This window comes from Desulfovibrio desulfuricans, from assembly GCF_004801255.1.
GTDB classification, from domain to species: domain Bacteria; phylum Desulfobacterota; class Desulfovibrionia; order Desulfovibrionales; family Desulfovibrionaceae; genus Desulfovibrio; species Desulfovibrio desulfuricans_C.
In genome coordinates this window covers 1,010,842-1,036,026 of the sequence record NZ_CP036295.1, presented here as the reverse complement: position 1 = coordinate 1,036,026, position 25,185 = coordinate 1,010,842, and the positions used below count along the sequence as shown (strand labels likewise).

Below are 25,185 nucleotides of genomic sequence, written 5' to 3'. Positions count from 1 at the left end.
AAGGCGCGGCTGCCAGTTCCAGTATGAGGGACAGAATCACCATGTTGAGAACGCCCAAAAAACGGCGCAGGCGGTTGAACCCCGCCGGGAGAAAAAACGTACGGCGACGCCCGCACAGGTGTGGGAATGAAAACACGGCACTGGTCCTTGCGGTTATACTGTTTTATTCTTCCACGCGGCTTCAAGGGGGCTGCGGCAACTGCCCTATCTGTCCCCGCCAGTACGCTGCGCATTGCGTCTGCCTGCGATATTTTTGCCGAAATTCGACACAGAAAATTACCTCAAGGCTGGCTGTGTGAGAGAATTCTTTTTTTCAAATGCATCGCACCGCCCCCTAGAATTCGTACTTGAGCATCAGCTCCGCGCCGTTGTCGGTATAGCGGTCGCCGAATTCGCCGGTGTAGCGGACGCTGGCTGAAAAGCCGCCGCCAAGGTCAGCACGGATGCCAAATCCCGCGCGCAGCAGGTCGCGCCCGGCGTCCGCCCCCTTGGTGGTGGAAGATGTTGTGCTGTCCAGCAGGGTAACGCTTGCGGTGGGGGCAGTGTCGGCCAGTTTGCGCACGTAGAACGCCGAAAATTCCGGCGTCACCGTGGTTTTGCCGAATTCGAAGTCCCGTTGCAGGGCCGCGCCCACGGGAATGCCCACGCTGTTCATGGTGGCTGCGGCATAGCGCCGGGTGATAAAACTGCCCGATTCCGTAAAGGCATAACGCCGGGTGGTCATGGCCTCGATGCCCACGGAAGGAATAAGCCGAAGCACGCCCTCGTCGAATTCAAAAGCGTGCGAGGCCTTGAGGTTGCCGGATAACGTGTCGGCGTTGAAATTGCCGGAGGTGGAATCCGCCACGGGGAAGCTGTAACTGCCGTTCATGCTGCCCTGGCTGTAGGTATAGGTCACATCGCCATCAAGCGTGATCTGGCCGAGCTTCAAGGTGTAATAAGGGCCAAAAAACCACGACTTTACGTTGCTGGTAACGCCCGCCCCGCGCGACTGCCCGCCGCTGAAGCCCCCGGCAAAGCCGATACGCACGTTTTCGGAAACCGGCGTGTCGTAGCCCAGCGCCGCCAGGCCCATCTCGGCATCGTAGCCGCTCAGGCCGTCGTGCGCGCCCTGATGCAGCCAGTGCGCCTGCCCACGAAATTCCACGGCGTCCGAGCGCTGCGGCCCCTGGTTTGCGCTGTTCATGGCCCCAATTTGCGCCAGGGTCTGCAACAGGCCGGAATCGCCGCTCATGGTTGCAAACACGTCGCCCCCCTGCTGCCCGGCCGTGGACCAAAAGCCCGGCGCCGCGCCCAGGGCCAGGGAATGCTGCCCGGAGCCAAAGCTGCTTTGCTGCTGGCCTATGGCCCCGTGAAAGGCCTGCGCCTGAGCCAGAACAAGCCGCCCGCCGTTCACCACGCCCTCGCCCGCGGTTTGCTGCACGGCGCTCTGCACCTGCCTGGAATCGTTGCTGGTGTACAGCCTGTTGAAGTAGCTTGCCACGGATGAGCCAGACGCGGCGCTTGCGCGCACGCCGTCCAGCGCGCTGGCGTTGCCGCTCACCACTTCGCCCAGATTTTTGGCCGTATAGGTGAGCGTGGCAAAACTGGCCCCGGACGTGGCGGAAAAAACAGTTGAAAATAAAAACCCGCTGCTGGTCTTGGTTAGCGTGCCCGTGTACGCCGTGTCCGAACTGTCGAGCAGGTTGACCGCTCCGTACAGCGTTACCGTGCCTGTTCTTGAACCCAGAATGGAGTATGCCCCCCCGGAGGAAAAAGAGAGGCTGTTCACGTTCAGGCTGGAGCCAACAGCCATGCCGAGCGATCCACCGGAAAGCACCTTGAACGTGCCGCTGCGCAAACTGGAGCCGGAATAGCCCTTGTATGCGCCGCCGCTGGCCACGGTCAGCGTGCCGCCAGAATTGTCGATGGAGCCGTAATTGTTGAGCGTGCCGGAGCTTGTCAGCGTGCCGGAGTTTGTCAGCGTGCCGCCGCTTTCGTTCGTCAGCATGCCGGAGCTTGTCAGCGTGCCGGAGTTCGTCAGCGTGCCGGTGTTCGTTAGTGTGCCGGAGTTCGTCAGCGTGCCACCGCTTTCGTTCGTCAGCGTGCCGCCGCTGTTGTTCGTAAGCATGCCGGAGCTTGTCAGCGTGTTAGTGTTCGTCAGCGTGCCGCCGCTGTTGTTCGTGAGCATGCCGGAGCTTGTCAACGTGCCGTCGTTCGTCAGCGTGTCGTCATTCGTCAGCGTGCCGGAGTTCGTCAGCCTGTCGGAGTTCGTCAGCCTGCCGCCACTGTTGTTCGTCAGCGTGCCGCCGCTTTCGTTCGTCAGATAGTTATAATTGTTCAGCGTGCCGGAGTTCGTCAGCGTGCCGGTGTTCCCCAGAAAGCTGTAGTTGTTCAGCGTGCCGGTGTTCGTCAGCGTGCCGCTGCTGTTGTTCGTGAGCATGCCGGAGTTCGTCAGCGTGCCGGTGTTCGTCAGCCTGCCGGAGTTCGTCAGGTTGTGGAGGTTGTTCAACGTGCCGGTGTTCGTCAGCCTGCCGGAGTTCGCCAACCAGTAGTAACTGTCCAGCCTGCCGGAGTTCGTCAACGTGCCGTTGTTCGTCAGTGTGATGACGTTCATCAGCGTACCGGTGTTCGTCAGCGTGCCGCCGCTTTCGTTCGTCAGCGTGCCGTTGTTCATCAACGTGCTGCCGCTGTTGTTCGTCAGCGTGCCGGAGTTCGTCAGCGTGGCACCGTCTTCGTTCGTCAATGTGCCGCCGCTTTCGTTCGTCAGCGTGCCGCCGCTTTCGTTCGTCAGCGTGCCGCCACGGTTGTTCGTCAGCGTGCCGGTATTCGTCAGCGTGGCACCGTTTTCGTTCGTCAATGTGCCGCCGCTTTCGTTCGTCAGCGTGGCACCGTCTTCGTTCGTCAGCGTGCCGCCGCTTTCGTTCGTCAGCGTGCCGGTGTTTATCAACAAATAGACATTGTTCAGAGTGCCGGTGTTCGTCAGCATGCCGCCGAGGTTGTTCGTCAGCGTGCCGGTGTTCGTCAGCGTGCCGCCGCTTTCGTTCGTCAATGTGCCGCCGCTTTCGTTCGTCAGTGTGTCAGTGTTCGTCAACGTGCCGGTGTTCGTCAGCCTGCCGGAGTTCGTCAGCCTGCCGGAGTTCGTCAGCCTACCGCTGCTTTGATTGTTCAGCGTGCCGGAGTTCGTCAACCGGTAGTCATTGTTCAGCGTGCCGGAGTTCGTCAGCGTGCCGCCGCTTTCGTTCGTCAGATAGTTATAATTGTTCAGCGTGCCGGTGTTATCCAGTGTGCCGGTGTTCGTCAGTATGCCGGAGTTCGTCAGTATGCCGCCGTTCACCATCTGGCTGTTGTTCGTTAACGTGCCGGTGTTCGTCAGCGTGCCGGAGTTCCCCAGAGAGCTGTAGTTGTTCAGCGTGCCGGTGTTCGTCAGCGTGCTGGAATTCGCCAGTCGAAAGTAATTGTTCAGCGTGCCAGAGTTCGTCAGCGTGCCGCCGTTTGCGTTCGGCAGATAGTCATGATTGTTCAGCGTGCCGGAGTTCGCCAGCGTGCCGGAGTTCGCCACGCCGTAGGTTTCTAGCGTATTGCCGATTGACACAACCCACTCGTCACCAGCACTGATGCTGCTGCCGAACTTGATTCCAGATACATTATACGTGGTCGCCAATGCGCAAGGCGCGGCTGCCAGTTCCAGCAGCAGGAACAGAATAACCATGTTGAGAGCGCCCAAAAAACGGCGCAGGCGGTTGAACCCCGCCGGGAGAAAAAACGTACGACGACGCCCGCACAGGTGAGGGAATGAAAACACGGCACTGGTCCTTGCGGTTATACTGTTTTATTCTTCCACGCGGCTTCAAGGGGGCTGCGGCAACCGCCCTATCTGTCCCCACCAGTACGCTGCGCATTGCGTCTGCCTGCGATATTTTTGCCGAAATTCGACACAGAAAATTACCTCAAGGCTGGCTGTGTGCACCGCAAGCGTGTTCCGCCTTTCAAATAATCCGCCAACAGCTCAGAGTCTCAAACAATTTTCTAGTTCTATAAGAGCTAATACAAATAGACAGCTGGCGGGGCAACTAGTAGAATTACTAAACAGCAAGCGTACCAGACCGGTTTTACTTATTATTCACCTACAAAAAAAATAGGCCCCGCCATGAACGGCTGCCTTGACGATTTTCTCACGGGCCTTGGCGCTACCGAATCCGTCCACGAAACGTGGCGCGCGACCACCTCTTTTCTGAAATCATTGGGATTTGACCTCATGATGTACGGCTATGCCGGAACCACCGGCATAGCCGTTGAGGTCGAAACCTTGTCCAACTTTCCGGCCGCCTATCAGCAGCGCTACCAAACGGAGCAGTATTATCGCAACGACCCGGTTGTGCAGCATTGCATGGGCAGCCTTGCGCCATTGCGGGTTGGCCGCGATTCTTTGCCCCTTTGGCCGGACCGAGGCCACCACCTGACGCGGGTTCAGCGCCGCATCGTCAACGAGGCCGCGGAGTGCGGCATGTCCGTTGGCATTGTCATTCCCCTGCGCGCCCCCGGCCGGTACCCCATTGCGGGCATGTCGTTGTCAAACGATATGCGGCCCGTTGAGTTTGAACATCTCATGGCGGAATGGGGGTATGTTGCCCAGATTGCCGCGCTGCATGCACACACCCGAATGCAGATACAGCTTCAAGGGGTGGAGCGCAGCGCTGGCGATCTCACGCTGACCGGGCGGGAACGGGAATGCCTGCTGTGGGTTGCACAGGGGCTGTCGAGCAGGGAAATTGCCGTGAAGCTTGGGGTGGGGACGAAAACAGTAGACTACCATATTGCGAAGGCAATGGGGGAACTTGAGGTCGCAACCCGCAGCCATGCGGTTGCGCGCGCCATCGCCTTTGGTTTGCTTGACGTTTGACGCATGCGCCAATGAAAGGGGAATGAAGAAAAAGACGAAGAAGAAGAAGAAGAACAGCCTACGGGGCCGTTGAGAGTGTTGGCAAAGTCAACACGACCGGGAATCAGCAGCAGGTTGTGCTTTGCCGCGCCTCAGCGACGGATTGCCCTGCCTTTCCGCCCGGCGGCTCTGCCGAAGATGGCGGCGCAAAACCCGCGGACGGGCTTTGTCATCTGTCTGAACGGCCCCCTGGGGCCTTTTTTTTGATTATGCGGCTACGATTGCGCCCTTGCGTTGCGCGCGGGGTTACCCCACCACGAAAACGCCGCGCATTGCGCCACGCCATTTGAACGGCTTTTGCCTGACATTGGCTGAGTTGTTTTTTTTTCAGCAAAAATACAGTGCGTGGGGCAGGTGTGGGGCAAAAGAAAAAGCTCTTATGGCTTATTATCCATAAGAGCTTGATTTTATTGGCGCGCCCGAGAGGAATCGAACCCCTGACCAAGAACTTAGAAGGTTCCTGCTCTATCCAACTGAGCTACGGGCGCATACGGCGGGCGCAACGCGCCCTTGCGTGGCGCACAATATAGAGATAGCACCCCACGGCGTCAAGCGCTCACGTTTATCTGAGTGCGCACGCGGTCCGCTCGGTGCGGCATACCGCAGCGGGCAGCAGCTCTGCCGCTGACATACGCGGCGCTTTGCGCTAAGCTGGCCGCATGAATAACATGTTCACCACTCCTGCGGATATTCAGCGCCATCTGGACAGCCTGGGACTTTTTCATATGGATATGGGGCTTGGCCGCATGCGCCGGGCGCTGGCAGCTCTGAGCCTTACCCGCCCGCCCTTTGTTGTGGCGCAGGTACTGGGCACAAACGGCAAGGGATCCACATCGGCATTTTTGGCTTCGCTTGCCATGGCGCACGGCTGTCGTGTCGGCCTGTACACCTCGCCGCACTTTGTCAGCCCCACCGAGCGCATCCGCATCGGCGGGCCAGAGCATGGCGTATGCGCCCCGTGGCCTGCGGAATCATGGGTCGAATCGGCCAATCAGGTTATGGCCGTCGCCCCCGACCTGACCTACTTTGAATTTCTTACCGTACTCGCCCTGCTGGTTTTTGCGCGTGAAGGCGTGGAGCTTGCCGTGCTTGAAGCTGGCCTTGGCGGCAGGCATGATGCAACAACCGCCGTGGCCGCCGACCTTTTGTGCTATGCCCCCATTGCCCTCGATCATAGGGATATCATCGGCCCCACGCTTGCCGACATTGCCGCCGACAAGGCCGCTGCCATACGCGGCCCAGCGCCTGTATGCAGCGTCGCGCAGTTTCCTGACGCCGCCAATGCGCTGGATGTAGCCGCCCGCGCCCACAAAGCGCCACTCATCAAGGCCAGCCCCATAGCCGCCGGTTCGCGCCTTGGGCTTAACGGCCCGCACCAGCGCACCAACGCCGGTCTGGCGCTTGCTGCCTGGCAACAACTCGCCCCGCTGCTGCACAAAAATGCCCACGATGCCCAGGCGCAGACGCATGGTCTGGCGCAGGCATTCATGCCGGGCCGCCTGCAACGCCTGCCCGGCGTCGACGGCCTGCTGCCCCCGCTGCTGCTTGACGGGGCGCACAATCCGCACGGCATGGCAGCCCTTATCAAGGCTTTGCGCGCCGACGGCCTCAAACCTGCCGGGGCCGTCTTTTCCTGTCTGGCGGACAAAGACTGGCTGCCCGCCGCCCAAATGCTCAAGCACTACCTTGGCGAAGCCCCCATGTTTGTGATCACGCTCGACAACCACCGGGCCGCCGCCGCAGAAGACATTGTCGAGGCCTGCAACAGCCTGCCGCCCGCCACGGCCCAGGCCCTGCCGCAGGGGCCGCAGGCGCTGGCACAGGCGCTGACGCTGGCGCAGGCTGTGCCAGAGGCCAGCGAAGCACGCCCCATACTTATGACAGGCTCGCTGTATCTGCTGTCGGAATTTTTTACGCTGCATCCGCAGGGATTGCTGCAGCCACAGGCCCGGCAAGCCTGAGGCCTGCGCGGTCTGCCCGTTGTGCAGGCCGCCGTGGCTGCTGGATCCGCGCAAGCTGCTGCGCTGCACTTTTGGCATTAAAAAAGGACGCCCATGCAAAATCTCTTTCGCGCCATCCCCTCTGTTGATGCAAGCCTTGCCGCCCTGCACCGCGTCGATGCCGCCCTGGGCGACAACCAGCAGACGCCGCACGCGCTTTTGCGCGACCTTGTGGCCGCCTTTTGGGACAGCAAGCGCGCGGCCATCCGCGCCGGAGCCTGCCAAAATGCCGAAGAACTGGGCCTGGAAATCCAACTGCCCGCGCTGCTGGCATTTGTGCAACGCAGGCTGCAGCCCCGCTTCAGATCGGCCCTCAACGGCACGGGGGTTGTGGTGCACACCAACATGGGGCGCTCTGTGCTGGCGGAAGAAGCCCGGCAGGCCGTCATGCGGGCCGCTACCGGCTACTGCAATCTGGAGCTTGATCTGACCACCGGCGGTCGAGGCAGCCGCCATGCCCTGGTCGAGGAGCTCATCTGCCGCATCACCGGAGCCGAGGCTGCCCTTGTGGTCAACAACAACGCCGCAGCCGTGCTGCTTGTGCTTGATACCTTCTGCAAGGGCGGCGAGGTCATTGTCTCGCGCGGCGAGCTGGTAGAAATCGGCGGCAGCTTCCGCATACCCGAAGTAATGGAAAAGAGCGGCGCGACCCTGCGCGAGGTAGGGGCGACCAACCGCACCCATCTGCGCGATTACAGCGCCGCCATTAATGAAAATACCCGCGCCCTCATGCGGGTGCATACTTCAAACTACCGCATTGTGGGCTTCCATGCCGCCGTGGGGTTGTCCGAACTTTCGGCGCTGGCGCACGCGCACGGCCTGCCCCTGATCGAAGACCTTGGCAGCGGCAGCCTCATGGATTTTTCATCCTGCGGGCTGCCCAACGAGCCGACGGTTCCCGAAGTCCTTTCGCAAGGTGCGGACATTGCCACATTTTCTGGCGACAAGGTGCTCGGCGGGCCGCAGGCGGGCATCATCACAGGGCGCAAGGACATGGTCGACCAGCTCAAACACAACCCGCTCACGCGCGCCCTGCGCTGCGACAAGCTTTGCCTCTCCGCGCTGGAGGCAACCCTGCGCCTGTACCTTGACCCGGAGCAGGCCCGCAAAAGAGTGCCCACCCTGCGCATGATCACCTGCCCCCCGGCAGAGCTCGCCAAAGCCGCCCGCAACCTGGCCAACCGGCTGCGCAAGAACATCAACGCGCAGGAGCAGCTGTGCGAGGTGAGCCTGCGCCAAGACGTATCGCGCGTGGGCGGCGGGGCCTTTCCGCAGTATGATTTGCCCACCACCCTGGTGCGGCTCAAACCCCTGCGGTGCACTCCCACAGCCCTCAAGACCGCCCTGCTGGAAACAGTGCCCCCGCTCATAGGCAGGCTGGAGGACGACGCTTTCTGCCTTGACCCCCGCACGCTTGATGTCAGAGAATACCCCGAAGTGCTGCGCGTGCTGCGTCAGGCCCTGACCGCTGCAACCAGCCAGGCATCATAAATAAAGCCAGCCATCTGGCGGCATAAAAGGAATAGCATTATGGAAAAGTCGCTTGCCTACAAACCCAAAAACATCTGGGACGACGCCGACGCCAAGACCCGCAAGGAAATGGAAGCTCTCGCCCAGCGCTACATTGAATTTCTTACCCGCTGCAAAACAGAACGCGAAACCGTGGAATACGTGCGCCAGCGTCTTGCCGAAAACGGCTATGCAGAAGACTTTGGCGGCGACAGGGTCATGCGGCCCCTGCGCGGCAAGGCCATATTTGCCGCCCGCAAGGGCGCGCTGCCGCTGAGCCAGGGGCTGTCGCTGCTGGCGGCCCATGCCGATACGCCGCGCCTTGACTTCAAGCAGCGCCCCATTGTGGAGCAGCCGGGCGTGGCGCAGGCCAAAACCCACTATTACGGCGGCATCCGCAAATATCAGTGGCTGGCGCGCCCCTTGGCCCTGCACGGAGTCATTGTGCGCGAAAACGGCGAAACCCTGGCCGTAACCATTGGCGAAAAGCCGGGCGAACCCGTGTTCTGCATTGCAGATCTTTTGCCCCACCTGGCGCAGAAGCAGGTCACGCAGCCCGTAAGCGAAGCATTTGAGGCCGAAAAACTCAATATCATCCTGGCCCACAGCACCCCAAAGGCGAGCAAAACAAGTAAGGACGACGCCCCCAAGGATCCGGTCAAGACACAGCTGCTCGAGCTGCTGCACAAAAAATACGGTATCTGCGAAGAAGACTTTATCACCGCCGAGCTTCAGGCCGTGCCCGCTGGCCCGGCCCGCTTTGTAGGCTTTGACAAGGCCATGATCGGCGGCTACGGGCAGGACGACCGCATCTGCGTGTTTACCGCGCTGGAGGCCCTGCTGGAGGCCGAAGCCACCGGGCGCAGCATGGCAGTCATGTTCTGGGACAAGGAGGAGATCGGCTCGGACGGCGCGACGGGCGCGGCCTCGCGCTTTATGCAATACTGCATCGAAGACCTTGCCCGCGCGTGGGAAAAAAACGTTCCGTCCTCACACGTGCTGCTTGAAACCCGCGCCCTTTCCGCCGACGTTTCCGCAGCCCTGGACCCCGACTATCAGGATTTGCACGAAAAACAGAATGCCGCCCTGCTGGGCTACGGGCCAGTGTTTTCCAAGTTTACCGGCTCGCGGGGCAAGTACGGCGCCAGCGAGGCCGATGCGGAGTTTTTTGGTGTTCTGCGCGGGCTTTTCAACGGCAAGGGCATTGCCTGGCAGGCGGCGGAACTCGGCAAGGTCGACCATGGCGGCGGCGGCACAGTGGCCCTGTTTCTGGCCGCATACGGCATGCAGGTCATCGACCTTGGGCCTGCCATACTGTCCATGCACAGCCCCTTTGAACTGTCCAGCAGCGCCGACCTGTTCGCCACCAAGCAGGCCTTTCGCGCGTTTCTCGAAGCACAGATATAGCATACGGCATCCCGGCGGGCGGCGTACTGATCTGCCGCCCGCCGGAATGCCGCTGTCGCAGCGATAAAGGCCCGTGCCGCTCTGCCTGCCATCTATTGCAGCCAGCCGGTACGGGCCTTCACATACCTTGCGCAAAATTTTATTTTTTTGCCAGACTGCGCAGTGCCTTTTTGCAGATATGGGCAGTGGGCTTGCCCGCATCCTGACCAAGCCAGGCGGCGCAGAGGGCGCGTACCCACTGCGGCTGGGATTTGGCGGCGTCGTTCAGCCAGTTGCCTACGCTGTCCTGCACGTAGACCGAGGGGTCAGCCTTGAGCGGCTCAAGCACGGGCAACCCCAGCTCCGGGTTTTCTTTAAGAATGCTCATGTGCGCGCACCACACCCCGCGCGGCCGCGTGCTTTCACAGGCAAAGCGGCGCACCCGCTCGGAGGGATCGGCCGTCCAGCCCGCAAGCAGGCTGATGGCCAGCTTCGGCTGCCGGGCAATGTGGGGCCGCACGGCCAGCCACGCCCACTCGCGCACGCCAAAATGCGCATCGTCCGCCAGGGGGCGCACAGCCTCCAGCAACAGCTCTAGCGGCTTGGCGGCAGCGTGGCGCTCGTAATCGTGCGCCAGCGCATAACACACCCACCCCCTGACAGTATCAGAGGCATGCCCGGCAAGGGCCGTCAGCCCCTGCCGCCCCACGGCATCAAGCACAATCTCGCCAGCCAGCAGCATACGTTTTGACACGCCAAGCGCCGCAGCAGCGCGCATTTTATCTAGCGCGGCTACGTCGGCCTGCGGCAGCGCCACAGCCATCAAGGCGGCAAAGTCCACCGCCAGCCCCTCGGCCAGATTGCCAGATGCGACCACCCCGCCGTTCAGCAAGGCAAGACGCGCAGAAGATACGGACATGCCGCTCCTTACCCCGTGCACCTGCAGTGCGCCTGCACAGCTCCGCCCTTGGGGGGCGGATTTGTGCATCCAGCCTGGGCAAGGTGCGCACAGAAACTGCTAGGCGCTACGCCCCATGCCCTCAGCCCGCGAAACCAGCTTGCCGATATCAGCAACAATATGCTGCAACGGGCATTTGTCCGGCGTTCTTGCATAAATGCTGCACACAGCGCCCCGATCTTCATCATAGGGCAAAAGGAATTTGGGCCCTATGCCCTTCTGCACCCATTCGGGATTGATGCCCTTTTTTTTCAGCAGGCTGAGCAGCCATTTTGAAGGGATAGCCAGCCGTTTTTTGGAATCCGAGATGCAGGATTGCGACACATCAAAGAACTGCGCGAGTTCCTGCTGCGTTCTGCACTGCGTGACCGTTTTGATGCGGTCCATAATTGCCATATACTCAAAAACCTTTCCACTCATGTGAACAGCCTCCCCTGTACGCTGTAGGCGTGCAAACGCCCGGCGATTTTCAACGTGTTCAAACGAAGAAACCGGGAGCGGCGAGCGGGTGCTCGGAGCGTGTTTATGCGCAGGCCAGATATCTGGCAAACCCATTAAAACTGACGCGAGGATGCTTTGTCTAAAGGAGTGGTCTGGTTAGTGCAAACAGCCCGAAAATGCGCTGCATGAAACGATGCGCCAAACAGAGAGAACTAGCATAGATTCCGTGCAGCCAAAACAGATGCTGAGAGGCCGTGACATGTGTCACGCTTCAGAACACTGCAGGTCGCAACCGGCATGTGGGGCAAAAATATTATTTTAGCCCCAAAGGAAGAAAGTAGGGGGAACCCATAAGCAGTTCCCGTACACAATTAAGCCTTACCCGAATACGGGTTGTCCCAAAATGGACAAGATGTCAGTGTACAATTTAAGAAAAACCCATAAGGTGAGATAAGTCAAGGAGTTTAATTATCAGATGTGCGTGTTTTTACCATTCTGCCGCACCTCGGCAAATTGATAGGCTTCTAATGAACAGGATAACTATTTGTAACTAAAGCACAACGTCTACGGCAGAAGCCATGCAGACCGGCGCCCAAAAGGACCGCGGCAAACAGAAGGCCGAAGCGGCGTACTGCCGCTTCGGCCTTTCCATCATTTACCGGAAGTTACGTGCGTCAGCGCACCAGCAGCACCCAGGCAGGCCCTTTGGCGTCAAGATGGCTGGCCACATAGTTGGCGCGGTCGTCTCCGCCGCAAAAGATATCAATGCGGTTGCGCTTGATGGCACCGCCCACGTCCTGGGCAAAACCGATGCCGCGCAACGGCAGCTTGCCCCTGGTCTCGTCGGGCACGTTAACGCCGTAGGCCACTATGGAACCAAGGGGGATAAAGCCCCTGTCCGTGGCCAGGGTCAGCCAGTCGTCCACCTGATAGCCCATGGCCCCCGTGGGGCCGCGCATGCCGTATTTAAAGAAGACGTAGCTAGGATTATCGTTGAGAATTTCGCGCACGCGCCCTGGGTTGTTTTTGAACCACTCGCGCTGTTCAAAAATATCGCCCTGCCTCAGCAGGCCCTTTTCACGCATGATGCGGCCAGAACTTTTGTACTTGTGGCCGTTCTGCCCGGCGTAGTTGACATAGGCCTGGGTGCCGTCGTCAAAAATCAGCCGGCCAGAGCCCTGAATCTCGAGAAAAAACACGTCAACGGGGTCGGCGGCCCAGGCCAGTTCAAGCCCCTTGCCCGCAAGCACCTGCTTTTCTTCAATGGTGCGCCGGTCATAATACTGCCCGCGCTTGGCAATAACCTTGTTCAGGTCCGGGGGCAGCCCGTAGATAGCCTGGGTATAGCCCGGCTTGCGCGTACGGCTGGCCCGCACCGCAGGCTCGTAATACCCCGAGTAGTTGATGCCGCCCGTCACCTCCGCCCAGCGAAAGTTGGCCAGCAGCAGCTCGGGCTCTTTGTCGAGGCGGGGCAAGAGCTCCTGCAGGCGCTCAAGCGTACGCGCAAGATCGCCCCAGGTGACCGTGAGGCCGGGGCGCTGCACGGCTATGGCATCCTTGGGCTTGCTGTTGACGTAGCGTAGCGACTTGCGCACACTGGGGCCCATATCCTTCCAGCTTGTCAGATCCTGACCGGCGGGGACAAGGTTGCTCACAAAAAATTCCGGAGTTTCAAACCCCACCGGCGGCAGGTTTCTTTCCACCACCGACGGCGGCGGAGCCTGCTTGGCGCAGGCAAACAGCGCCATACTGAGCGCCAGCAGCAACAGCAGGCGCAACATGCCGCCGGTACGTTGTACAAGTTCGTTGCGATAATGCCCGGAAAACGCATAACAAGGAGCCGTTTCGTGCATGACCAATTTCCCACCCCTGATATTTGGATGCCGCACCGCGTGTCCTATGGTGAAACAGACACAATGGGCGTGCTGTATTATGCAGAATATCTACACCTGTTCGAACGGGCGCGTAGCGAATACGTCCGCCGTTGCGGCATGAGCTACGCCGAAGTTGAAAAAAAAGGCCTGATCCTGCCCGTGCGCGAAGCCCAGTGCCGGTATCGTTCGTCCGCCCGTTATGATGATCTTGTGCTTGTACGCGCCGGCATTGCCGAATGGGGGCGCGCATCCATGCGCTTTGTATATGAGATATGGAACGAGGACAAGACAACACTTCTTGCCACGGGTATGACCCAGCATGCCCTGGTCAACCGCGAGGGCAGGCCGGTTCCCGTGCCGGACTGGTTCCGCAATCTCACATTTACAGCCTGACAGTCCCTTGCCGCCGCAGCCCTTGCGGCGGCTTTTTATTTGCATGCATGCTCAGCGGGGCTTTTTGCCGGCAGAGCCGGAGAGTACCCGTGGGGTTCTGCGGGCAAACCGCACATCGCCAATACGCTCCTCGTCTGCTTTGGGCCGCACGGGCTGCCGCTTGGGCCGGGGCGCCTTGGCGCTGACAAAACGCCGCGCCAGATGCGGCAGCTCTGGCGGCACATCGGCCGCAGGGTCGCCCAGCGGGCGAAATGACGCGGCGACGCCTTCGACCCCGCCCATGAGCGCGGCAAGCCTGGCGCTCACGGCGCGCATAAGCGGCACAAGATCGGCATATTCCTCGTGCCCGCCCGTGCCGCTCAAATGCCAGCGCCCGCGCCCGTGGGCCACCTTGCGCACCCCGCGCAGCTCGCGCTCGCGCATGCTCAGGCTGACGCGCAGTTCGCCCCCTGGCAGATGCAGCACCAGGGCCTCGCCCTGCGCCTCGCCCTGCCCGGGAGCCACGGCCTCAATCCGCATGTCCGCAGGGTTGCCCGCCAGACGCAACAAATCCTCCAGCCCTGCGCGGGCTACGCGCAGGTGCTCACTGGAAGCCATATTTTTTTGGTCTTCCTTAATTTTGTCTTCCATTTCGCGGATGCGCTCAAGGCACTCGGCGCGCTCGTCCTCCAGCGTGGTCAGCCCCCGCTTCATAAAACGTACGCACAAAACCACAACCGCCACAAAAACCGCGCCAGCGGCGGCCCATTCCCATAGCGCCATTGCCGCTCCCTCCGCCTGCTCCAGTATATATCCGAACAACTGTCACAGCGGCTGGCTTCGCTGTCAAGCGTAAAGCCTCAAGACAAAAGTTCCGGCCTCTTTCCTTTTTTGCGACATGCCTGTAACGTGGGAGCCAATAGCAGATGGAAGCTTTGTTCCTTTCCCTAGTTTAGTTCACCCGGCCGCCAAGGGCGCGCCATATCGCTTACGAAGGGAGACAACCATGCCTACTCCACTGGAAATGCAACGCACGTTCGCCATCGTCGGAACCGGCGGTTGCGGCAAAACATCTCTGGCTGAGATGCTGCTGTACAAGGCAGGGGCGGTGAATCGCCTGGGGGCTGTAGAAGACGGAACCACAAGCCTTGACTACGAACCCGAAGAAACCCGCCGACGCGGCTCCATCCAACCATCCTGCGCCACCTATCTCTGGAATAAAAACCGCCATTTTCTTCTCGACATCCCCGGTGACGGCAACTTCACCGGCGACATGGAATGCCTGCTCAAGGGTGTGGACAGTGTTGTCTTTGTGCTCGACGCCGTGGACGGCGTGCGCCCCCTTGCCAAAAAATTCTGGAATATTGTTCGTGCAGCAGGCCTGCCCGCAGTTATCGTGGTCAACAAGATGGACCGCGACCGGGCCGATTTTCAGATGGCGCTGGACGGCCTGGCCGGGCTTAACGTCAAGCCGGTAGTGCTGCAGCTGCCCATTCGCCAGGGCGAATCCTTTGTGGGCGTGGCCGACGTGCTGACGGGCAAGGCCCGCATGTTTGGCGAAAACGGCGCCACAGCCGAGGCCGAAATTCCCGCCGCACTGGCCGACGATGTAAGCCTGCTGCGCGACGTGACGGTGGAAAACATCGCCGAGAGCGATGAACTGCTCATGGAAAAATACCTCGAAGAAGGCCTCCTCTCCGAAGACGACCTCAAGACCGGCCTGCGCTCGGGCGTGCTCAAGGGAGAGCTTGCGCCGGTGCTGGCCTGCTCGTCGCTTGAAAACAAGGGCGGCGAAGCCGTACTGACCGCCATTGCGGCCCTGCTGCCATCGCCCCTTGACCGCCCGCCCTTTGCGGGCCGCGACGGCGCAGAGCGCGCGCCCGACCCCAACGGGCCGTTGTCCTGCTTTGTTTTCAAGACGCTGGCCGACCCCTTTGCGGGGCAGCTTTCGCTTTTGCGGGTTCTTTCCGGCACTATTTCGGGTGACGCCACGCTAAAAAATTCCCGCACCGAAGAAAACGAACGCCTTGGCAACCTGCTGCTTATCCTCGGCAAAGCCCAGACCCCCTGCAAGGAGCCCATCGGCCCAGGGGCCATAGTGGCCGTTGCCAAACTTAAAAGCACCCGCACGGGCGACACCCTCAGCGACGAAAAAGCCCCCTTTGCCCTCGCCATGCCCGCCCTGCCGCCCCAGCTCATTACCTACGCCCTCGCCCCCAAGGAAAAAGGCGAGGAAGACAAGGTCTATGCAGCCATACAGCGTCTGCTGGACGAGGACATCACCCTGCGCCTTGGCCGCGACGGAGAATCCGGCGACATTCTGCTTTCCGGCATGGGTCAGCTGCATATCGAGCTGTCGGTAGAAAAGGCCAAGCGTCGTTTCAAGGTCGACATCATCCTCAAGACGCCCAAGGTCCCTTACCGCGAGACCGTACGCGGCAAATGCCAGGTGCAGGGCCGCCACAAGAAACAGTCGGGCGGACGCGGCCAGTTTGGCGACTGCTGGATCGAGATGGAAGGCCTGCCGCGCGGCTCGGGCTATGTGTTTGAAGACGCCATCGTGGGCGGCGTTATCCCCCGCCAGTACGTGCCCGCCATCGACAAGGGCGTGCAGGAAGCCGCCGCCCGTGGTTTTCTGGCCGGCTGCCAGGTGGTGGACTTCCGCGTCAAGGTTTACGACGGCAGCTACCATACGGTGGACTCGTCCGAAATGGCCTTTAAGGTCGCTGGCTCGCTGGCCTTCAAAAAAGCCATGGAAAACCTCAAGCCCGTGCTGCTCGAACCCATAGTGCTGCTTACGGTCTCCGTGCCGGACGAAAGCATGGGCGACGTCATCGGCGACATTTCCTCCCGCCGGGGAAAGGTGCTGGGCTCCGATTCGCAGAGCGGCAGCACAGAGATCAAGGCCCATGTGCCCATGAGCGAGGTGCTGCGCTATGCGCCAGATCTGCGCTCCATGACGGGCGGGCAGGGTTTCTTCACCATGGAATTTGCCCACTATGAAGAAGCTCCGCAGCCTGTGGCCGAAAAGGTCATTGCCGAACACCAGAAGCACAAGGCAGCCGAATAACGGCTGAGGCGGCTGACCGCCATCAATAATATGGATGACAAACCGGCTGTTTTTTGCAAAACAGCCGGTTTGTAGTTTTGCACATTTGCCTTGCAAGGCAGGAAACCATGCCCTACCCCCCGACCATACTTTGCGCACCGCTGCCGCAGGCCGCGCCCGGCCAGCTGGACATCTGGCGGCGCGCTTTTGAGGCGGGGCTTGAACCATGGCTTGATGCGCGGCAAATGGAGCACGTGCGCCGGTTTGGCCGTGCGGCAACACAGGCGCAACCCGCCCACCTGCAGCCGGATGCGAAAGCTTTCAGGCCGGATGTATCCGGGTCGAAAATGTCAGGCCAGAACATGTCTGGGCCTGATGCTGCCGGGCGACGAACCCTTGAAGCGGCCCTTTCGCGCCTCATGGCCCGCGCCCAGCTCATCACCGCCGTTGCTCTCCCCACCGCCCACGGCTGGCCGCAGGCCGCCGAGGCCGGGGCGCTGCCCATAATCACCATGGACAACCGCACCCGTCCGCTGCTTGCGGGCTGGCAATCGGGCTTCAGCCACAGCGGTGCGGCGGCCTTTTGCGTGCTTGCCCCGGCAACGGACGAGACCCGCACGGCCCTTGCCGTGGATGCCGAAGCAACCACCTCTCCCCCGCCTGATGCCAGCGCCTTTGCGGCAAACGAACTGACCGCGCTTCGATCCTTGTCCCAAACAGGTATTGACCGCGACGCCCTGCGCCGCTGGACAATCAAGGAAGCTCTGCTCAAGGCAGCGGGCCTCGGCCTTGGCATGCAGCCCGCTCTTGTGCCCACGGGCGGCTCCGGCCAGCGGGCGGGGCTGTGGCGGGGACCGCTTGGGCTCTTCGGCTGGCGGGTTGCGCCCTGTCCCGGCCACTGGCTGTGCGTGGCGCAGACGGGCAAAATTCCGCCGCCCCCGCGCATCCTGTGGCAGACGCCATGCGAACTGCTGCGCAACCTCGCCCGCCTGCGTCAACACGTCTGAATCCGCTCGGCTGCATCCGCACGGCGTAACTTGTGCGGGGTTGCCCGACAAAACCGCGCACCCCAATGAGCCGCCCAAGCATGAGGGCGGGCTGGCCTTGCCGTGGCGCCCTCGTGCCTGCAGCAGACATTTCTTGCCAGGCGGGCTTTTTTGCGGCACTCTCCGCCCATGCCGCGCTTTCACCTTGTCACGCTTTTTCCCGAATTTTTCGAGTCGCCCCTGTCCACAGCCCTCATGGGCCGTGCGCGGGAGGCTGGCATTGTGGATTGCAGCCTTCATGATCCGCGGCAGTTCAGCACCGACAAACACCGCCATGTGGACGACCGCCCATACGGCGGAGGGCCCGGCATGGTCATGCAGGGCGAGCCTCTGGCCCGCGCGCTGCGCTCCATCGAGCGCCCCGGCCGCATGCTGTTTATGGCGCCCGGCGGCCGCCCGCTGGCCCAGGACATGGTGCGCGAGCTCGCGCGAGAGGAAGACCTGACAATCGTTTGCGGCAGGTACGAGGGCATCGACGCCAGACTGTTGCAGCTTTTTCCGCTTGAACCGGTGAGCGTGGGTGATATTGTGCTCAACGGGGGCGAGAGCGCGGCTCTTTCGGTGCTCGAGGCCGTGGCCCGTCTCATGCCCGGCTTTATGGGCAAGGAGGAATCAGGCGAGGACGAAAGTTTTTCGCACGGCCTGCTGGAGTATCCGCACTACACGCGGCCAGAAAATTTTGAGGGGCTGCAGGTGCCCGATGTGCTGCAAAGCGGCGACCACGGGCGCATTGCCCGCTGGCGCAGGCAAGAGTCGGTGCGCGCCACCTTGCGCATGCGGCCTGAGATGCTCAACGATGCGCCGCTGTACCGCGAAGACGTGCAAACCCTCGCAGAAACCCCGCGCGAACGGCCAGGACGCAACCTTTCGTTCTGCCTTGTTCACTACCCGGTTTCGCTTGGCGCAAAAAAAACTGGCGCTTCCTCTTTGACAAATCTGGACATACACGATATAGCCCGAATTTCCCGCAGCTATGCAATGGGTTTCTTCTATGCAGTAACCCCGTTACGCGACCAGTTGCGGGTGCTGGAAGAAATTTTGCGTCACTGGACGCGGGGGCCGGGCGGTATAGGCAACGCCGACCGGGCGCAGGCTCTCGGTCTGGTGCAACCCGCGACTTCGCTTGAAGAAGCGGTGGCGCATATGACCGCGCAGTATGGAACGCGACCCAGACTGGTGGCAAGCTCTGCCGTCTGGCCTGACAGGGGCAAGGCATCCCAACTGGAAAGCATGCCCATGACTCCGCGTGACGTGCGGCGCTGGTGCGACCAGGGGCCGGTTATGCTCTGCCTGGGCACGGCGCAAGGGCTTGCGCCGGAGGTGCTCGAACAGTGCGAAGGCACTCTGAGGCCGGTGCGTTTTTTGGGCTACAACCATCTTTCGGTGCGCAGCGCGGCCGCCATTCTGGCCGACAGGATATTAGGCGACTACTACTGACGCAACACGGCGGCCTGAGCGCATCGGCGCCGCTTTGCAACGACGCAACAATCCGCCCGGATTTGCAAGGAGTTCACGATGGACATCATCAGGAAAATTGAACTGGAAAACCAGCGCATGGATCTTCCCGCGTTTCGCTCCGGCGACACGGTGAAAGTGCACTTGCGCATTGTCGAAGGCGAAAAAGAACGTATCCAGGTCTTCCAGGGTAACGTCATCCGCATCAAGCGCGGCACCACCAGCGCCACCTTTACCGTGCGCAAGGTCTCCGAAGGCGTGGGCGTGGAACGTATTTTCCCGCTCAACTCGCCCTTTATCGACCGCGTTGAGCTGATCACCCAGGGCCGCGTGCGCCGCAGCCGCCTGTACTACCTGCGTGCCCTCAAGGGCAAAGCCGCGCGCATCAAGCCGCGTGGCCGTTTCTGATCCATTTAGGGCATCAGAATCGCAGCAAGCGTTTCAACGGCGCACCAGGGCAGGCGGAAACCCGCAGCAAGCCCTGGTGCGCTGTTCGCGCGTCTTTAAACTGCCAACCTTCACCAGGGCAACCAAAAGCATTGTCGGCTGCAGCCGTTGAGCAGTCATTTTTTGTTTGCGGCGTTTTTGCCGCCTGCGGGCAGGTGGGCAAACTGCCGCACCAGCCCCGTCATATAGCGGAGACACCATGGGCAGAAAGGCACTGAACCGCCCGGTAAAACCACGGCGACAGGCGCAGGTCAGTCTGGTTCAGCTGGACATCCTGCCCGGCGACGCCTCCGCGCAGATGCACATTACCGCGCAGGACGCGCCGCCAGCATTGACCGCAGGCATCGACGAGGCCGGGCGCGGGTGTCTGGCCGGGCCTGTGGTGGCCGCCGCCGTCATTCTGCCGCCCATATTTGACCTGCCGGGCCTCAACGATTCCAAGGCCTGCAGCGCCAAAACGCGCGAAATGCTCGCCCCGCGCATACGCCAGTGCGCTCTTGCCTGGGGCCTGGGCGTGGTCTGGCCCGCCCGCATCGACGCCATCAATATTCTTCAGGCCACGTTTGAGGCCATGAGCCGGGCTGTGCGCTGCCTGCGAAGCGCCCCGGCGCAACTGCTCATAGACGGCAACAAGACGTTGCCGCGCGAGGTGCTTGCCCTGCACTGGCGCAAGACCCATGCGGCAGACCTGCCCGCGCAGCGCTCCATCATCGGCGGCGACGCCAGCGAGCCCGCCATCTCCGCAGCGTCCATTCTGGCCAAAACCTACCGGGACACCCTCATGATCCGGCTGGAAAAACGCTGGCCCGGTTACGGCTTTGCCACGCACAAGGGCTACGGCACAGAAGATCATTATGAAGCCCTGCGCCGTCTGGGTCCCTGCCCCCAGCACCGCCTGACCTTTCGCGGGGTTGTGCCCGAAAAACCCGCGGCGAGGCAGGGCAGCCTGCTGTGAAGCCGCGCTGGCTGCAGGCCCTTCTTGGCGACAGACGCGAGCCAGATGCCGCCCCGGCCCATCTGTGCCTTGGACGATCCGGCGAGGAGGCCGCCCGCAGGCTGCTTGAGCGCAGCGGCATGCAGCCCCTGGACTGCAACTGGCGCAGCGGCAGGCTTGAGCTGGACATTGTCTGCCGCGATGGCGACACCATTGTTTTTGTTGAAGTAAAAACCCGCAGCACCGCAACGCACGGCGGCCCCGCCGCCGCACTGACCCTGGCCAAACAGCGTACCCTGTGCCGCGCGGCCCGGGCGTGGCTTGCAGCCCACGACGCCTGGAGCAGCCCTTGCCGGTTTGACGTGGTCTGCGTTTTGCGCGAGGGCGATTCCCTGCATCTGGAGCACTACCGCCATGCCTTTGAATGCGAACCGACTGTGGATAGTGGCCACGCCGCTTGGCAACCCTGGTGATCTTTCGCCCAGAGCACGCGAAATTCTGTCCGGCGCAGACCTCGTGCTGGCCGAGGATACTCGCCGCACGGCCCGCTTGCTGCGCGAGTGCGGCATTGAAGCCCGCCGCCTGCTGAGCTTCCACGACCACAACGAAAACGAACGGCAGGAAGGCGTGTTGCGCCTCTTGCGCGAAGGACAGAGCGTTGCCCTGGTTTCGGATGCGGGCACTCCCCTGCTGGCCGACCCCGGCTACCGCCTGGTGCGGGCCTGCCGCAAGGAGGGTCTGGCCGTATCCCCTATGCCGGGGCCGTCTGCGCCTGTGACGGCGCTTTCCGCTGCTGGCATACCGCCGCTGCCGCACAGTTTTTTGGGGTTTTTGCCCCGCGACGCCGCAGGGCGCGACGCCCTCTTCAGCGCCTTTGCCCATGTGCCCGGAGCGCTCATTTTTTTTGAACGCAAAGACCGACTCAAAGAAAGCCTTGCCCAGGCCGCGCGCATTCTTGGCCCGCGCGAACTTGCCGTGTGCCGGGAATTGACCAAGGAACATGAGGAATTTATAGTAGGTCGGCTGGAAGAGAGCGACAAGTTGCCCGAAGAGCTGCTGGGCGAGATTACGGTTGTCGTCGGCCCGCCCGAGCATGCGGAGCGCACCCCGAAGGAAGAAGTGCTGCTGCTGGCCCGGGACGAGCTTTCACAGGGCGGCAAACCGCGTCAGGTGGCCCGCCGGGTGCAGGACGCCGTGCGGGGCTGGTCCGGCAAAGAAATATACGCCCTGCTGGCCGAGGCCGAACAGGCGGAGCCGGAATAGACCTCGGGGCACGCGGCCCGCAACTGGCGGCACATAACAGGTGGTTTACAACGGGCAGGCAGACCGGCCCACTGCGCAGGGTATTCTGGCCCGCAAGCGTCAGCGTATGCGCCAGTGCCCAACCCGGCGTTTGCCCGCGCCCTAACAGCCCAACCGGCATGTCACGGGGTTGCCATGTATCCCAAACGCGTCGTACTTGCCTGTCTGGCACGCACTGGCTGCATCAATGCAGCCACGACAGCCAGGGGTATGCAGCAGATAGGCCTGGCCTTTGTGCTTGAGCCTGCCCTGCGCGAGCTCTACCCGGAGCCCGCCGACTTTGCCCGCGCCATGGGCCGTTACGCGGGGCACAGCAACACCCACCCGTTTATGATTCCCCTTTTTGTGGGCATTCTTCTTTCGCTTGAGCAGGCCATTGCCAAGGGGTCGCTGCCGGAGGCCGCGCTCAATTCCGTGCGCGAAACCCTGGCCACGACCCTTTCGGCCCTTGGCGATTCCTTTTTCAGCGGCACGCTGCTGCCGCTGTGGTCGCTGCTCAGCGTCAGTCTGTTGCTGGCCGGGTTCACCAGCCTGGCGGTAATGCTGGCGATTGGCCTTTTTTGCGCCCTGCTGCTGTTCCGGGCCATCTGTTTTATCTCGGGCCTGCGCTACGGGCTGGCAACCCTTGTGCAGCTGCGCAGGCTCAACCTCATCAACTGGGTGGACAGGCTCAAGATGATCAATGCGGCGCTGGCAGCTCTGGTCATCTGGCACCTGCCCCTCAGCAGGATCAAGCCCTTTCCCTGGACTGCCTATGCCCTGGGGGCCGCAGCGGTACTGACCGCCGCATGGCTCGTGGGATACATGCGCCTGCCTCGCCTGCTGCTTTGGGCGGTGACCACAGGAGCGCTTATTCTCGTGGACTTGGGCTTCATAGGCATGTAGAATATACATGTTTTTCGGTAACGGACGCGCTTTGTCCCACCAACCGAAATGACGTTCAAAGGTAGGATGATGGAAGACGCCATAGAACAAACGCCGCGAGGTCTGGCGGTGCGGATATGCCTGGGCCTGCGCAACGGGCTGCACGCCAGACCGGCCGCACGCCTGGCGCAGGAAGCGCAACGCTATTCCTCTGATATACAGCTTGTCAGCGACACCGGCGAGGTGGACGCCAAAAGCATGCTGGACATACTTTCGCTCGCGCCGCCCGCCAATGCGGAGCTTACATTGCTGGCTCAGGGCGACGACGCCCGCGAGGCCCTTTGCGGCCTGGCTCAATTTTTAACCAATTTGCAGGATTGACATGGCCCGCGCGGTACTTTTCGGCACACCTGTTTCGCCTGGCATAGCCATTGGCAGGGTGCGCTTCATGCACAAGGCACGGCAAGACGACGAGCGTCGCATCACTGCCGCCGAGGTGGCCGCCGAGCAGGAGATCATGCGCGCGGCAGCTGAAAGCGTGCGCGCCTCGCTGGCCGCCACTATGGAAAATGTGCCGGAAGACCTTTCGGAATACCGAGATGTTATCGCCGCCCAGATGGAAATGGCCCGCGACCCCAAGCTGCTCAAGGCCACGCTGGCCCGCATAGAACACAACCTGGTGTGTGCGGCATGGGCGCTCAAGCTTACCGTCGACGAACTGTGCGCGCTGTTCAGAAGCATGGACGACGCCTACCTGCGCGACCGCGCACAGGACATCCGCGCCGTGGGTCTGCGCCTGCGAGAGCACCTTGCCGCCGACCCCTCGCGCAACGCCGTGGACGAAACCCCCGGCATTCTGGTGGCCGAAGACCTCTCCCCCGCAGACGTCATGGAGCTCAACATTGACCGCGTGCTGGGCATCCTGACCGCCGAGGGCGGCCCCACATCGCATACGGCCATTTTGTCGCGAGGCATGCACATACCCTGTCTTGCGGGCGTTACCGGGCTTATGGACATAGCCCGCGAAAACGAAACCCTGGTGGTGGACGGTCTTGGGGGCAGCGTACTGCTGAGCCCCGACGAGGCGGACGAAGCCCGCTTTGCCGCACGGCGCGAAGAATATACGGCGTGGGAAAACCTTACGCTCAAATCAGCCCGCTGGCCCGCCGAAATGTGCGACGGCGTGCGCGTTGAGGTGCAGGCCAACCTTGAGGGCACCAACGAGCTGGCCGCTCTTGCACAGTGCGGCGCGGACGGCGTGGGTCTGTACCGTACCGAATTTGCCTATTTTACCGACCGCCTGCCTTCAGAGGAAGACCTGCTGGCCGAATACGCCGCAGTAACCCAGAAGACCGCGCCGGAGCGCGTGGTGTTTCGCACCCTCGACGTGGGCGCGGACAAGATGCTGCACGCCCAAGCGGTGCTCAAGGAGCCAAACCCGGCGCTGGGTTTGCGCGGCATACGCTTTTGCCTGCGGCATCAGGGCATCTTTCGCACGCAGCTGCGTGCGCTCATGCGCGCAGGCGCCATGGGCAACGTGGCCATCATGCTGCCCATGATTTCGTGCCTTGACGAAGTGCAGCAGGTACGGCGCATCATGCAGGAGCTGCATCAGGAACTTGCGGCCCAAAACCTGCCCCACGCGCCCCTGTTGCCCCTGGGCGTAATGGTTGAAACACCCGCCGCAGCCCTTATCTGCGACGCGCTTGCGCGCGAATGCGACTTTTTCAGCATCGGCACCAACGATCTTATCCATTACATCATGGGTATTGACCGCAACAACCGCCATGTGGCCTATCTCAACGAGCCGCTGCATCCGGCGGTGGTGCGCTCGCTCAAACATATTATCGACGCCGCCCACCGCGAGGGCATCGGCGTTTCGGTCTGCGGCGAGCTTGCCTCCGACCCGTTTGGCCTTGCCCTGCTGCTGGGAATGGGCGTGGACACCGTATCGGCCGCACCGCGTTTTGTACCGGGGATGAAGCACCTTATCCGCCAGTTTAACGCCCAGACATGCATGGATCTGGCCAACAGCGTGCTGCTCAGCACAGATGTGGCCGCATCCAAGCGCATGGTGCGCGAAGCGCTGCAGCAATCACTGGGGCAGGAACTGACGTTCCATACCACGAGCCTTTTCACACACAGTCATCCATGAACCAAAAAACACCTCCCTCCTCTGTCGCCGTCAACAAAAAAGCCCGCCACCTCTATGAACTTTCTGAGTTTACCGAGGCGGGCATCGTGCTTACCGGCCCGGAAGTCAAAAGCATCCGCGCGGGCAAAGTCAACTTTATAGACAGCTATGTAGACTTTCGCCAGGGCGAAGCATGGCTTGTTTCGTTGAACATCGCGCCGTACGCCAACGCGGGCTATGCACCGCAAGAGCCTGACCGCGCGCGCAAGCTGCTGCTGCACGAACGCGAAATATCCAAGTTTGCCGATCTGGTGGCCCAGCAGGGTCTGACCGTCGTGCCGGTACGCATTTACTTCAAGCGGGGCAAAATCAAGGTCGAAATTGCCCTGGGCAAGGGCAAAAAACTGCACGACCACCGCGAAACCCTCAAACGCCGGGCGGAAGAGCGGGACATGGCCCGCGAGCTGGCGTAACCGCATAAAATTGACAGGAG

21 protein-coding genes and 1 tRNA gene are annotated in these 25,185 nt (G+C 61.6%); 16 read left to right on the top strand and 6 right to left on the bottom strand.

Annotated elements, in window-relative coordinates; translation table 11 throughout:
- Nucleotides 1–334: 334 nt before the first annotated feature.
- Complete coding sequence (locus DDIC_RS04355; RefSeq protein WP_136399311.1) at nucleotides 335–3,784, bottom strand: autotransporter outer membrane beta-barrel domain-containing protein; 3,450 nt, start codon at nucleotides 3,782–3,784, stop codon at nucleotides 335–337.
- A 345-nt stretch (nucleotides 3,785–4,129) separates the two neighbouring features.
- On the opposite strand from DDIC_RS04355, the gene DDIC_RS04350 reads away from it, so the two are divergent.
- On the top strand, nucleotides 4,130–4,882 hold the full coding sequence (locus DDIC_RS04350; RefSeq protein ID WP_136399310.1) for a LuxR family transcriptional regulator: 753 nt from the start codon (nucleotides 4,130–4,132) through the stop codon (nucleotides 4,880–4,882).
- Between the two features lie 450 nt (nucleotides 4,883–5,332).
- Here the strand turns inward: DDIC_RS04350 and DDIC_RS04345 are convergent.
- Nucleotides 5,333–5,409 (bottom strand) — tRNA-Arg (locus DDIC_RS04345).
- A gap of 171 nt (nucleotides 5,410–5,580) precedes the next feature.
- On the opposite strand from DDIC_RS04345, the gene DDIC_RS04340 reads away from it, so the two are divergent.
- From DDIC_RS04340 to DDIC_RS04330, 3 genes are all read left to right on the top strand, one after another.
- Nucleotides 5,581–6,882: a bifunctional folylpolyglutamate synthase/dihydrofolate synthase gene (locus tag DDIC_RS04340; RefSeq protein ID WP_136399309.1), complete on the top strand. Its 1,302-nt coding sequence runs from the start codon at nucleotides 5,581–5,583 to the stop codon at nucleotides 6,880–6,882.
- A gap of 93 nt (nucleotides 6,883–6,975) precedes the next feature.
- The gene (gene selA / locus DDIC_RS04335) at nucleotides 6,976–8,412 is read left to right on the top strand and encodes an L-seryl-tRNA(Sec) selenium transferase (RefSeq protein WP_136399308.1); all 1,437 of its coding nucleotides are present in this window, start codon (nucleotides 6,976–6,978) and stop codon (nucleotides 8,410–8,412) included.
- 39 nt (nucleotides 8,413–8,451) lie between these two features.
- Complete coding sequence (locus DDIC_RS04330) at nucleotides 8,452–9,837, top strand: aminopeptidase (RefSeq protein WP_136399307.1); 1,386 nt, start codon at nucleotides 8,452–8,454, stop codon at nucleotides 9,835–9,837.
- A gap of 139 nt (nucleotides 9,838–9,976) precedes the next feature.
- Here DDIC_RS04330 and DDIC_RS04325 read toward each other — a convergent pair whose 3' ends face one another.
- The 3 genes from DDIC_RS04325 to DDIC_RS04315 form a co-directional block, all read right to left on the bottom strand.
- A complete protein-coding gene (locus DDIC_RS04325; RefSeq protein ID WP_136399306.1) occupies nucleotides 9,977–10,735 on the bottom strand; it encodes a DNA alkylation repair protein in 759 nt (252 codons plus the stop codon).
- 99 nt (nucleotides 10,736–10,834) lie between these two features.
- The gene (locus DDIC_RS04320; RefSeq protein ID WP_136399305.1) at nucleotides 10,835–11,329 is read right to left on the bottom strand and encodes a helix-turn-helix domain-containing protein; all 495 of its coding nucleotides are present in this window, start codon (nucleotides 11,327–11,329) and stop codon (nucleotides 10,835–10,837) included.
- Between the two features lie 560 nt (nucleotides 11,330–11,889).
- The gene (locus DDIC_RS04315; protein WP_136399304.1) at nucleotides 11,890–13,068 is read right to left on the bottom strand and encodes an MltA domain-containing protein; all 1,179 of its coding nucleotides are present in this window, start codon (nucleotides 13,066–13,068) and stop codon (nucleotides 11,890–11,892) included.
- 27 nt (nucleotides 13,069–13,095) lie between these two features.
- On the opposite strand from DDIC_RS04315, the gene DDIC_RS04310 reads away from it, so the two are divergent.
- A complete protein-coding gene (locus DDIC_RS04310) occupies nucleotides 13,096–13,482 on the top strand; it encodes an acyl-CoA thioesterase (RefSeq protein ID WP_136401017.1) in 387 nt (128 codons plus the stop codon).
- A gap of 51 nt (nucleotides 13,483–13,533) precedes the next feature.
- On the opposite strand, the gene DDIC_RS04305 is transcribed toward DDIC_RS04310, so the two are convergent.
- The gene (locus DDIC_RS04305; protein WP_211088894.1) at nucleotides 13,534–14,244 is read right to left on the bottom strand and encodes a hypothetical protein; all 711 of its coding nucleotides are present in this window, start codon (nucleotides 14,242–14,244) and stop codon (nucleotides 13,534–13,536) included.
- A gap of 223 nt (nucleotides 14,245–14,467) precedes the next feature.
- Between DDIC_RS04305 and DDIC_RS04300 the strand changes: the two genes are divergently transcribed.
- From DDIC_RS04300 to smpB, 11 genes are all read left to right on the top strand, one after another.
- Entirely contained in the window at nucleotides 14,468–16,531 is a 2,064-nt protein-coding gene (locus tag DDIC_RS04300; protein ID WP_136399303.1) for an elongation factor G, read from the top strand.
- 107 nt (nucleotides 16,532–16,638) lie between these two features.
- On the top strand, nucleotides 16,639–17,517 hold the full coding sequence (locus tag DDIC_RS04295) for a 4'-phosphopantetheinyl transferase superfamily protein (RefSeq protein WP_136399302.1): 879 nt from the start codon (nucleotides 16,639–16,641) through the stop codon (nucleotides 17,515–17,517).
- A gap of 168 nt (nucleotides 17,518–17,685) precedes the next feature.
- Complete coding sequence (trmD, locus tag DDIC_RS04290) at nucleotides 17,686–18,993, top strand: tRNA (guanosine(37)-N1)-methyltransferase TrmD (protein ID WP_136401016.1); 1,308 nt, start codon at nucleotides 17,686–17,688, stop codon at nucleotides 18,991–18,993.
- Between the two features lie 78 nt (nucleotides 18,994–19,071).
- A complete protein-coding gene (gene rplS, locus DDIC_RS04285) occupies nucleotides 19,072–19,419 on the top strand; it encodes a 50S ribosomal protein L19 (RefSeq protein ID WP_136399301.1) in 348 nt (115 codons plus the stop codon).
- Nucleotides 19,420–19,756: 337 nt separating this feature from the next.
- Nucleotides 19,757–20,413, top strand: coding sequence for a ribonuclease HII (locus tag DDIC_RS04280; RefSeq protein ID WP_136401015.1), 657 nt, complete (start codon nucleotides 19,757–19,759; stop codon nucleotides 20,411–20,413).
- Between the two features lie 62 nt (nucleotides 20,414–20,475).
- Nucleotides 20,476–20,865: a YraN family protein gene (locus DDIC_RS04275; RefSeq protein ID WP_211088910.1), complete on the top strand. Its 390-nt coding sequence runs from the start codon at nucleotides 20,476–20,478 to the stop codon at nucleotides 20,863–20,865.
- Nucleotides 20,807–21,655: a 16S rRNA (cytidine(1402)-2'-O)-methyltransferase gene (gene rsmI, locus DDIC_RS04270; protein WP_136399299.1), complete on the top strand. Its 849-nt coding sequence runs from the start codon at nucleotides 20,807–20,809 to the stop codon at nucleotides 21,653–21,655. Before DDIC_RS04275 ends, rsmI begins: the two co-directional genes overlap by 59 nt.
- Nucleotides 21,656–21,829: 174 nt before the next feature.
- Nucleotides 21,830–22,579: a PTS system mannose/fructose/sorbose family transporter subunit IID gene (locus tag DDIC_RS04265; RefSeq protein WP_136399298.1), complete on the top strand. Its 750-nt coding sequence runs from the start codon at nucleotides 21,830–21,832 to the stop codon at nucleotides 22,577–22,579.
- A 69-nt stretch (nucleotides 22,580–22,648) separates the two neighbouring features.
- A complete protein-coding gene (locus DDIC_RS04260; protein WP_136399297.1) occupies nucleotides 22,649–22,939 on the top strand; it encodes an HPr family phosphocarrier protein in 291 nt (96 codons plus the stop codon).
- A gap of 1 nt (nucleotide 22,940) precedes the next feature.
- The gene (ptsP, locus tag DDIC_RS04255; protein ID WP_136399296.1) at nucleotides 22,941–24,713 is read left to right on the top strand and encodes a phosphoenolpyruvate--protein phosphotransferase; all 1,773 of its coding nucleotides are present in this window, start codon (nucleotides 22,941–22,943) and stop codon (nucleotides 24,711–24,713) included.
- The gene (gene smpB / locus DDIC_RS04250; protein ID WP_136399295.1) at nucleotides 24,710–25,165 is read left to right on the top strand and encodes an SsrA-binding protein SmpB; all 456 of its coding nucleotides are present in this window, start codon (nucleotides 24,710–24,712) and stop codon (nucleotides 25,163–25,165) included. The genes ptsP and smpB overlap by 4 nt, the downstream gene beginning before the upstream one ends.
- The last annotated feature ends 20 nt before the right edge of the window (nucleotides 25,166–25,185 follow it).

Coding starts and splice junctions, on each gene's coding strand:
- smpB (WP_136399295.1), top strand. CDS start 24,710: ATGAACCAAAAAACACCTCCCTCCTCTGTCGCCGTCAACAAAAAAGCC.
- DDIC_RS04310 (WP_136401017.1), top strand. CDS start 13,096: ATGCCGCACCGCGTGTCCTATGGTGAAACAGACACAATGGGCGTGCTG.
- DDIC_RS04300 (WP_136399303.1), top strand. CDS start 14,468: ATGCCTACTCCACTGGAAATGCAACGCACGTTCGCCATCGTCGGAACC.
- selA (WP_136399308.1), top strand. CDS start 6,976: ATGCAAAATCTCTTTCGCGCCATCCCCTCTGTTGATGCAAGCCTTGCC.
- rplS (WP_136399301.1), top strand. CDS start 19,072: ATGGACATCATCAGGAAAATTGAACTGGAAAACCAGCGCATGGATCTT.
- DDIC_RS04325 (WP_136399306.1), bottom strand. CDS start 10,735: ATGTCCGTATCTTCTGCGCGTCTTGCCTTGCTGAACGGCGGGGTGGTC.
- DDIC_RS04305 (WP_211088894.1), bottom strand. CDS start 14,244: ATGGCGCTATGGGAATGGGCCGCCGCTGGCGCGGTTTTTGTGGCGGTT.
- rsmI (WP_136399299.1), top strand. CDS start 20,807: ATGCCTTTGAATGCGAACCGACTGTGGATAGTGGCCACGCCGCTTGGC.
- trmD (WP_136401016.1), top strand. CDS start 17,686: ATGCCGCGCTTTCACCTTGTCACGCTTTTTCCCGAATTTTTCGAGTCG.
- DDIC_RS04295 (WP_136399302.1), top strand. CDS start 16,639: ATGCCCTACCCCCCGACCATACTTTGCGCACCGCTGCCGCAGGCCGCG.
- ptsP (WP_136399296.1), top strand. CDS start 22,941: ATGGCCCGCGCGGTACTTTTCGGCACACCTGTTTCGCCTGGCATAGCC.
- DDIC_RS04330 (WP_136399307.1), top strand. CDS start 8,452: ATGGAAAAGTCGCTTGCCTACAAACCCAAAAACATCTGGGACGACGCC.
- DDIC_RS04340 (WP_136399309.1), top strand. CDS start 5,581: ATGAATAACATGTTCACCACTCCTGCGGATATTCAGCGCCATCTGGAC.
- DDIC_RS04320 (WP_136399305.1), bottom strand. CDS start 11,329: ATGGGTTTGCCAGATATCTGGCCTGCGCATAAACACGCTCCGAGCACC.
- DDIC_RS04265 (WP_136399298.1), top strand. CDS start 21,830: ATGTATCCCAAACGCGTCGTACTTGCCTGTCTGGCACGCACTGGCTGC.
- DDIC_RS04315 (WP_136399304.1), bottom strand. CDS start 13,068: ATGCACGAAACGGCTCCTTGTTATGCGTTTTCCGGGCATTATCGCAAC.
- DDIC_RS04260 (WP_136399297.1), top strand. CDS start 22,649: ATGGAAGACGCCATAGAACAAACGCCGCGAGGTCTGGCGGTGCGGATA.
- DDIC_RS04350 (WP_136399310.1), top strand. CDS start 4,130: ATGAACGGCTGCCTTGACGATTTTCTCACGGGCCTTGGCGCTACCGAA.
- DDIC_RS04280 (WP_136401015.1), top strand. CDS start 19,757: ATGCACATTACCGCGCAGGACGCGCCGCCAGCATTGACCGCAGGCATC.